This window comes from Candidatus Saccharibacteria bacterium (assembly GCA_016700015.1).
Classification (GTDB): Bacteria; Patescibacteriota; Saccharimonadia; order Saccharimonadales; family Saccharimonadaceae; genus Saccharimonas.
This window is the reverse complement of record CP064995.1, coordinates 395668-404484: the sequence shown is the minus strand read 5'-3', so window position 1 is coordinate 404484 and position 8817 is coordinate 395668. Positions and strand designations below refer to the sequence as shown.

The window sequence follows — 8817 nt, the reverse complement described above, 5'->3', positions numbered from 1 at the left end:
GTGGGGCACCAATATCATTCCAATGCTTTTAAAGACGTAGAGCTCATCATATGCGATGTTGATGACACACTTGTTCGTGCAACTGGAAAAGACTTCTATAAACAATATGGGCTTGCAGTCGAACGAGCAATTGCAGAGTACTTTCACATTTCAATACCGAAAGCTGAAAAGGTTGCAAATCAGTTCCGTCAGCATGGGGTTGGGGCTGAGCAAGCACTATTTACCGGCGACATCAGCATATACCTACCCCGCCAGAAACCGTTGATTCCAAATTTCACAATTCTTCATCAGCATATGACGCAGCTGGATCCTAAAGGATATTTTAGCGATCAACATCATGTTTCAGACCTTATAAGAGCGCTAGCGAAAAAACATATTAAGACTGTAGCGCTCACAAGCAGCCCAACATCGTTAAGTGGACGAATATTACTTGCGTCAAACTATAAAATAGATGATTTTGCCATGTTGATTGGATATGAAAGCGATGCCCACCCGCCGAAGGCCACGCGAGATGGAAGAATATTCGAAATTATTACAAAAAAAATGAAGATACCACTTAACAAAACCCTTGTTATTGGTGATAAACCCTCTGTAGATATTGAGCCTGCGGTGCAAAGAGGCGCACTTGGGTGCTTGATTGGTGCGCACGGTAGATCGCAAAAAGAATATTTTTATGCCGATACAGTAGAAGAATTATTTGCTGATATACTGAAGGAAAAGGAGTAGCATGGGAAAGCAAAAAATTATTATTGATACTGATGCCGGCCACGACGATGCCCTTGCCATGCTCTTGCTGATCTGTTCAAATCAATTTGATATATTAACTATCACAACAGTTGCTGGTAACGCTACGATCGAAAAGGTAACACGTAATGCGCAGGCAGTACTTGACCTCGTTGGTTCAAAAATATCGATTCATTCGGGTGCCGATAAGCCGCTTAGGCGTAAGTTAGTCACCGCTGAAGTTCATGGCGATAGCGGGATTGATGGTTTAGACGTTAGTAATACTATCTATACACTGTCCAAGGATGCAGTGTCTATAATGAAGCACTATCTAAATCTCTATCCAGGTGAGGTTAGTATCTTAACTATCGGCCCATTAACAAATGTTGCTCAACTACTAAAATCAAACCCAGGTATTGAAAATAATATAAAAGAGCTAGTTATTATGGGTGGCGCGATTGAATCACCTGGCAATAAAAATCGAGTGGCTGAATTTAATTTTTTTGTTGACCCGGAGGCGGCAGATATTGTAATACGAAGCGATTGTCCAAAGGTATTAGTTCCTCTTGATCCATGTAACGTAATTAAAATCCAGCTTGATCTTTTTGATTCACTCAAGGGCAAAGCACTATATGCTAACCTACATAAAATGATGCGACATTTTATCGCTGGCATTTCAAAGCATGAGAAAGTGAAAGCCGCACTTGTTTATGATGCATTGGCCGCTTTTTATTTTTTGGATCAAAAAGCATTTAAGACGGTGAAGATGGACATAGTTATCGAGACAAAGGGTGAGCATACATTTGGGATGTCAGTAGCAGATCGACGAAAATATAGCGAGCGTCACCCAAATATTACTGTGGTTACGTCGATCCACCGTGAGCGATTTGAATGGGCGCTTCTTTCTGCCCTAAAAAATACCGCAGATCTTTATCCAGAAATTAGATGTTAGAGAACCAGATCGATCGGTTCGGCTGATTTAAATCCTAGGTAATCGGTTTGTTTTTTGTATGAATTATTCCCTGTCATAATTGGGATAAATCCCAATTCATTCATCTCGAAATTTTTAAATGTTTTTGCCTGCGCTGCAGTAATGTCTCGTTTATAAATTTTATCGGACATACGGTAAAGATTAATGACTTTTTTTTCGACTTTGTTATTCAAAAATTTATTTAAATCTTCGCAAATTTGCTCTAAAACATTGGTCGTTACATCACGGTTCATAATCTCGTACGCAACAATGCTTGGTGTAATAGTCGCGATATCGTGTAGCGGCTTTACTTGTAATACGGTAGAGATGTGACAGTTTCTTAAGTATGCTCGAACAGTAGCATTGGTTATGTTACCTACGATCATAATCGGCGGCTGTACGCAGGCGGTTGTGTGCATATCAAGAACAATATCTGGTTGCGTGGCTTTGATATGCGCCTCGATGTCATTTGCACGTCGCTGCTCATAAGTATCAGTTCCTAGCCCATAACTACGGTTCAAGTCTGATTCGGTATACCTAATACGTTTTGCAAGCGCGCGAGGGTTTGCAACGATAAACTCAATATACTCAAAGAGACTCGGGTGTTTACGTAACATGTATTCAATAAGCTTGGGTCCTAAGAGTTCATTGCCATGTGTAGCGGCCAATATGAGTATTTTCATAAAGATAGTGTAGCACCTTATGGGCACCCTGGATAAATTATAGTAATGAAAATTTATGTTAATACCAGTTTTGAAGCTTCGGGCGGAGCAATGATATGGGCGCCGAGTTCCCGTAACTCTTTTACACTCGTAGAAAGATCATGAGGTAAGTCTAGCAAGCTAAAATCACAGCTCGACGTAATAATTTGTGGCGTGGCGACGCGAATGCCGATAAGTCGCGCAAAATGCTCTTCTGCTTGACTGCCTAGCGACTGGTTCCAGTCAGCTACGCGGATTGATCTATCGATTGGTGCAACATCGAGTACTTTTGTGCGCTGCCAATATTCTGTAGCGAATGCCTGGTAGTGTGGTAGGCGTACATCATTCCTAAGTGACTCATCGTCAAAGGTTGCTTTGTCGTAGGTCTGCGGGTGATTATATATGTCGAGTAAGTGGCGATACTCTGGTGAGCTAAGGCCAGGTACGACGGGACGCGCCATTGCGGTTAAAAAGAATGTCAAAAAATCGCTTTGTTTCCAGCCGGCGACTTTGCCTAGAGCAACAGCATCAAGCGTAAGCTCAGCATCAGTAAGCCCTCTACGATGGAACTCATCGGCAATCATCAGCGCGTAGTCGGTGTTTTTTGCAACAACTTCACGATACTTGAGCGTAGAATCACGTCGGTACCCACCACTTGTAATCGCGGTACTAATATAGTCTTCATACCGCGTCGCCAGGCTTCCAAGTCGACACTGAAAGTCCACGTAGGCGTCAAGCGGGCTGGTTTTGGCTTCTGACCATGAAACGGTGCATTCTGCCAGTGTTGAGCGCAGTACAGTATCAATGTGGTTAGGCATCAGTTACCTTACGTAATAATTTCGACGGTATGCGTGCCTTTCGTAGCACGTCGCCGAAGTGGCTGGTAATACCGACGTCACCGATCAGCATTATGCCTGTCCCGGGCTCGGAGCTACCAATCATTTCGCGTAGGCTCTCTAGCCCCCGACTCGTATCATAGCCGATATAGCGAACTGTACTACCACTAACCTCAGGGTAAATAGTAGTTCCGCTTGAAACACTTACGCCGCGGTGAAGTTGCACGACCCATGTGCGCTTACCGTCGTACACCCATTCAAAACGCACGGGGCCTAGCGAGCGCTGGGCTTGATAGTAGGTGTCCTCGATTGCCATTTGCACTTCTGGCGGTATATCGTTCATTTTATCTTCACCAACCATAAATCTATCACCAAAACCCTGCTTGCCTTCAATAATCAGCTCACCATCTGAGCCCATAGCACAAGCGCCGCTAAATTTGGCATCGACACCATCTTGGCGCAAAATCGAGGCAATATTTTTACCAGTCGGATCTTCGCGCTGCATTAGCATGAATGGGTCAAGCCATCCCCTTTCAGTCGTGTATTTACCTGGAGTTTGGTGGTTGGGGGCTGTGCGGATCCAGGGCTCGGGGCTGCCGGTCGGATCGCCGAACGTAAATGGTGCCACGGTGCGATTGAATACTGTCGTGCGGGGTACTCGTAAGCCAATTTGATTCGCCACTATCAATCCAAATGTTTTATCGCCTAGCATATCACTAAATCGATTAGGCCATTGTGTGTCTGCACGCTCCGGATAGGCATCTAGATGTTCAGTTTCCCATACGATTGTATGCTCATTACGAAATCCATGGCGTAGGGGATGAATACTAAATTCTTGTCGGATTTCCGGGCTACTGGGAAACTTCGGCACAATGCCATAGACAAGGTAAATGACACTTCGGCCCATTTTGCGGCTCAGCACGACGGTTCCTGGCTTCTCGACGCAGCGTGGCGTGTCGTGGGGCGCAAACTCAACAACATCGCCATGAACGACACCCGACACCCCGCCGTCATGAATACTGACAGTTTCATTGATAATTGTGTGGAGCCCCTCGGCTTGGCGTGCGCGTAGACTGGCAAGTACCGCTTCACTAGTTTTTAGTTCGTAATCAAAAGGTTTGCTCTTGGCATCATTGGGAGCAAAGCTACGAACATTGAGCGAGTGCTCAGTGGTGTTGGCGAGCAGGTAGTCAACTGCCTCTTCCAGTGAGCTAAATTGATAGTTTGGGGAAAGCCCTACAACACGACTGTAGCGGGGGTTCCCAGTTTCATCGTAACTCGCAAATTGAGCAACATTATTCCCGTCTCTAGCCAAGCGATCCAGCCCAGCGTCCTTGAAATGGCCCGTTTCTGACATACCTCTCCTATTCGTTTGCTACCATTGTCGTATAGGCCGGCATACAAATGCAAGCATAGGCATTACCGCATATCGAATAATCGTCTGCACACACTAAACACATGTCAACTAACCTTGGCATGCAATCATCTACGCGTGGGGCGACTCGGCACCGAGTCTCGGTCAACTAACTCGCTTTTTTGTTAAGCGTGTAGGCTTTCTTTAACTTCTTGAGAAAATCTGAGCTGGTCATTGATGGTATTATACCTCACGCCTTGAAACTTTGACAACGTCTTTGACTTTTTCGATAAAGTTTTCAATATCGAGAAAATAGTTTGGATACGCTTTTTTTAGCTCTTTTATACCACCCGCTGCCACGAGCACAATGTCGAGGTCGGGGTTAATCAGCGCTTCTTCCTCAAGGCGCGAGTACTCTTTGGACGCAGCCACCAGGTTATTGCGGGTATACGGTCTCACCCGGACAGTTTTATCCTTCGTGTTAAGTACAATGAGGTTGTAGTGTTTGTCAACATGGTGTGTGTCGATCAACTGTGCTGCACGCTTCCACCCACCCAGCGCATCAATCACGTGGAGGTCGCTGATTGCTTGTGCCGCTTGGTCTGTAATCTGTTGAGTAGTAAGGTTTTTGTGCTTATTAAGAACTGGCGACTTCTCAATAATCGCAAAGATAGAGGACATATATTCAAAAAACTCCAGCCACGAGCGATTTCCGCGTTGCGTCTTGAGGTGCTGGCCGAGCATTACGCTCACTGCCTCGACCGCAGTCGCCCACTCATGCTGCAATAAAGTCCGAAGTTGTACCTCAATAAAAAGCCCCTTGTACTGTGATGGGTTGCCCTTACTATTGCGCGCCAGAGAGTTATTGTATTTGTATATCAGGTGGACTCCTCGGTAGCCATCCTGTTTTGGGCTCCCGATATAGTCGTCTACGTCAAATAGCTCATGAGAAAAGCGGCCCTTTTCTTCATAATCATGTCGTAACTCTGCGAGCTCGTTCAGATTATTAACAATTGCTCGCACGCCGCCGATGTCCTGCATGCGAGTTAAGTCCATGTTGGGTTGCCGCTGAAGCTTATCAATGATTGTAGGGAGTCGTTTGAGTCGTTGCGCTACGATTGCACCTCTATATTTCGTCGTCTTCTTGCGAAGTGTTGCGTTGAACGTATTAAGCGGATATGCGTGACATATCCTCCACGCATTGACTATCTCGGCAGCGTCTCTATAGTCTTTGCCGGTAAGCTTTCCGCTTGCTAAGGCGCGACCTGCTCTGTTCGCGGTGGTTTTTGAGTAGTCGGGGACTGGTGGGAATGCCATAGTGGTATTATAACACTCCGCAAAACAATGAATCTCGCGAGTCGATCGGAGATTCATTGTGCGGCACAGTATGATTTGTGTTAGCGCTTTGAGTATTGCTCGCGCTTTCGGGCGCTGCGTAGGCCGTACTTCTTGCGTTCTTTTTCGCGTGGATCGCGGCGCAGGAACTCGGCCTTTTTGAGCGTGCTACGGAGGTCACTATGACCAACCGTGATAGCTTTGGCGATTGCCATTTTAATAGCGTCGACTTGACCTGACAGGCCACCACCGCTTACACGTACAGTCACATCAAATTCTTGCTGTTTGCCAACTATTGCCAGCGGGTCGGTGATCTCAGCAAGAAGAGTTTTGTTTTGCCCTAGGTAGTCGGCGGCGGGCTTGTCATTAATCGTGACGGCGCCCTTGCCTTTTACCAAACGTGCGCGTGCTGTGGCGCTCTTGCGCCGTCCGAGGCCGTAGTCGTAATTTTTGGTTGTCGCCATATTACTTTATCTCAACTTTCTCTGGTTTTTGTGCAGTGTGAGCATGATCACTACCAGCAAACACCTTCAGGCGGGCCATGCGCTCCGGAGAAAGCTTGTTCTTTGGCAACATGCCACGTACAGCTTTTTCGATAATTCGTTCTGGGAATCGTTCGCGAACATCCTTAAGTTGCGCATCTTTAATGCCGCCTGGAAAGCCTGAGTGGCGGTAGTAGATCTTGTCGGTTTCTTTAGCGCCTGTGACAGGCACCTCAGCAGCATTGATCACTACTACATAGTCACCCGCATCAACATGTGGTGTGTAGGTTGGCTTGTATTTACCAATCAAGTACTTTGCGATTTGGGTGGCAACGCGGCCAAGTGGCGCATCTTTGGCGTCAATCAAAATCCAGCGCCGCGTAACATCAGCTGGTTTATGTACGTAAGTTTTAGAGACCGCCATTACTTAGCCTCCTTTTTTGTTGCCGGTTTTTTGGCGGCAGGTTTTTCAACCTTTACGGCTGGTTTTAAATCGTCGACAAATTCCACACTCGCCATCTGAGCGCCGTCGCCAACACGTAGCCGCGTGCGAGCAACACGCACATGTCCACTCGTACGGCCGGCAAGCTGTGGTGCAATTGCATCAACCAGTTTGAAAGCGGCAACTTGTGTGTCGAGGCCAGCAATCACTTGGCGCCTGCCAGCGAGGTCGCCACGCTTCGCTTTGGTGATGAGTTTTTCAATATAACGAACGAGCTCTTTGGCTTTTGGAAGCGTCGTTTCAATGCGCTCTTCCATGACAAAACTAGTCGCCAAGCCCTTTACTAGTGCTCGTCGCTGATCGCGTTCGCGACCAAACTTGCGTCCTTTATATCCGTGTCGATGCATAGGCTATAGCTCCAACTCCGCTAGCTTGTCCTTCACTTCGTCGAGAGCCTTGCTTCCAAAGCCTTTTAGTTCGCGGAGGTCTTGCTCGCTAAGAGTTACAAGGTCATGGACCGTGCGGATATCATTGTTAATGAGCGCGTTTGCAGTACGAGCGCTGAGATTCAGCTCTTCAATTGGTGTGTTGAGTTCGCTTATGTCTTCTTCATTTTCGGTACCAAGGGCAGGTGCGGACTCAACAGTTGTTGTGCCGGCAAGAGCAGTATACTGGTTAACCAAAATAGCATTTGCTTCTTCAAAGGCATCGCGTGGGGAAACAGAGCCGTCTGTTTCAACGGTCAGTTCGAGTCGGTCGAGGTTTGTCTCTTGGCCAACACGAGTTGGATCAACCTTGAACCTTACGCGAGAAACTGGGCTAAACATTGCATCAAGCGCAATCATATCGCTATGAAGACGGTTTTTGCTCGAAGTCTCGATATCCTGGTAGCCGCGGCCTGCTTCGACCACAAGATCGATAACGAGCGATTTCTTCGGGTCATCGACAGTGCAAATAACTTGCTCTGGGTTAATAACCTCCACGTCGGCAGTGGTTTTAATATCGGCAGCCGTAATCTCGCCGGCACCTTTTTTCTCTAGGCGTAGTTCTACTGGTTCGTCACCATGAACAACAACATTGACACCCTTCAGGTTGAGCATGATGTCAACAACATCCTCTTTAACCCCTGGGACAGTTGTGAATTCATGAGTTGCTCCTTCGATACGGAAGGCGACAACTGATCCACCACGAATACTACTAAGCAGTACTCGCCTCAGGCTATTGCCAAGTGTGTTGCCATAGCCGGCGTGGAGTGGTTCGATAACGAACGTCGTAGAATTGGTACTGTTATCGACAACCTTTGCAAGTGCCGGATTGTGTATTACTTTAGACATTTGGTATATCTCCTTACCCTTTTAGCGTGAGTAGTACTCAACAATTAGCTGATCATTAATGTCTGCTTCAGCTTCTTCGCGCTTTGGCAAACCGGTTATTTCGATAACAAGTTTTTTGACGTCACCCTTGATCCAGCTTAGTGGTACTTGGCTGGTATTGGCATATACGTCGTTGATCTGGGTGAAATAACCAGATTTTACGCTTTTTGGACGAACGGCGATCACATCACCGGCCTTTACGCGGATTGACGGAATGTCAACACGCCGACCATTGAGTGTGAAGTGCCCGTGGCTCACAAGCTGCCTTGCGCCACGTCGACTGGTAGCAAAGCCTGCACGGTATACGGCATTATCGAGGCGAAGCTCGAGAAACTGTAGAAGGTTCTGGCCCGCAAGACCTTGCTTGCGCGATGCCTCATCCATTAGTTTGGCAAATTGCTTTTCAAGCAGTCCATACATACGGCGTACTTTTTGCTTTTCACGTAGCTGAGTAGCATACATGCTTGCTTTCCCCTGGCGGCCACCGGCATGCTGGCCGGGAATGCCACTCTTGCGGGCCATGATTTTGTGTGCTTTAGGGTGGAGAGCGACGCCTTCGCGGCGGCTCTGTTTGACAATAGGACTCGTATCACGTGCCATA

11 protein-coding genes are annotated in these 8817 nt (G+C 47.0%); 2 read left to right on the top strand and 9 right to left on the bottom strand.

Features of this window, described 5'->3' with window-relative positions:
- Nucleotides 1-726 (top strand): hypothetical protein, encoded by a 726-nt coding sequence (locus IPM09_02260; protein QQS22345.1) that lies wholly within the window; start codon nucleotides 1-3, stop codon nucleotides 724-726.
- Nucleotide 727: 1 nt separating this feature from the next.
- The gene (locus IPM09_02255) at nucleotides 728-1675 is read left to right on the top strand and encodes a nucleoside hydrolase (GenBank protein QQS22344.1); all 948 of its coding nucleotides are present in this window, start codon (nucleotides 728-730) and stop codon (nucleotides 1673-1675) included.
- On the opposite strand, the gene IPM09_02250 is transcribed toward IPM09_02255, so the two are convergent.
- The 9 genes from IPM09_02250 to rpsD all read right to left on the bottom strand — a co-directional run bounded on the left by IPM09_02250 (nucleotide 1672) and on the right by rpsD (nucleotide 8816).
- On the bottom strand, nucleotides 1672-2376 hold the full coding sequence (locus IPM09_02250) for a succinylglutamate desuccinylase/aspartoacylase family protein (protein ID QQS22343.1): 705 nt from the start codon (nucleotides 2374-2376) through the stop codon (nucleotides 1672-1674). The two genes, IPM09_02255 and IPM09_02250, sit on opposite strands and share 4 nt — an antisense overlap.
- A 53-nt stretch (nucleotides 2377-2429) precedes the next feature.
- Nucleotides 2430-3212, bottom strand: a complete 783-nt coding sequence (locus tag IPM09_02245) for a hypothetical protein (protein ID QQS22342.1) — start codon at nucleotides 3210-3212, stop codon at nucleotides 2430-2432.
- A complete protein-coding gene (locus IPM09_02240) occupies nucleotides 3205-4587 on the bottom strand; it encodes a hypothetical protein (protein ID QQS22341.1) in 1383 nt (460 codons plus the stop codon). The genes IPM09_02245 and IPM09_02240 overlap by 8 nt, the downstream gene beginning before the upstream one ends.
- Nucleotides 4588-4827: 240 nt before the next feature.
- Nucleotides 4828-5901: a RelA/SpoT domain-containing protein gene (locus IPM09_02235; protein ID QQS22340.1), complete on the bottom strand. Its 1074-nt coding sequence runs from the start codon at nucleotides 5899-5901 to the stop codon at nucleotides 4828-4830.
- Between the two features lie 80 nt (nucleotides 5902-5981).
- The gene (gene rpsI, locus IPM09_02230) at nucleotides 5982-6383 is read right to left on the bottom strand and encodes a 30S ribosomal protein S9 (protein ID QQS22339.1); all 402 of its coding nucleotides are present in this window, start codon (nucleotides 6381-6383) and stop codon (nucleotides 5982-5984) included.
- Between the two features lies 1 nt (nucleotide 6384).
- Nucleotides 6385-6825 (bottom strand): 50S ribosomal protein L13, encoded by a 441-nt coding sequence (gene rplM / locus IPM09_02225; GenBank protein QQS22338.1) that lies wholly within the window; start codon nucleotides 6823-6825, stop codon nucleotides 6385-6387.
- A complete protein-coding gene (rplQ, locus tag IPM09_02220) occupies nucleotides 6825-7250 on the bottom strand; it encodes a 50S ribosomal protein L17 (protein QQS22337.1) in 426 nt (141 codons plus the stop codon). Before rplQ ends, rplM begins: the two co-directional genes overlap by 1 nt.
- Nucleotides 7251-7253: 3 nt before the next feature.
- A complete protein-coding gene (locus IPM09_02215) occupies nucleotides 7254-8177 on the bottom strand; it encodes a DNA-directed RNA polymerase subunit alpha (protein QQS22336.1) in 924 nt (307 codons plus the stop codon).
- A gap of 21 nt (nucleotides 8178-8198) precedes the next feature.
- Nucleotides 8199-8816, bottom strand: a complete 618-nt coding sequence (gene rpsD / locus IPM09_02210) for a 30S ribosomal protein S4 (protein ID QQS22335.1) — start codon at nucleotides 8814-8816, stop codon at nucleotides 8199-8201.
- Between the last annotated feature and the right edge of the window lies 1 nt (nucleotide 8817).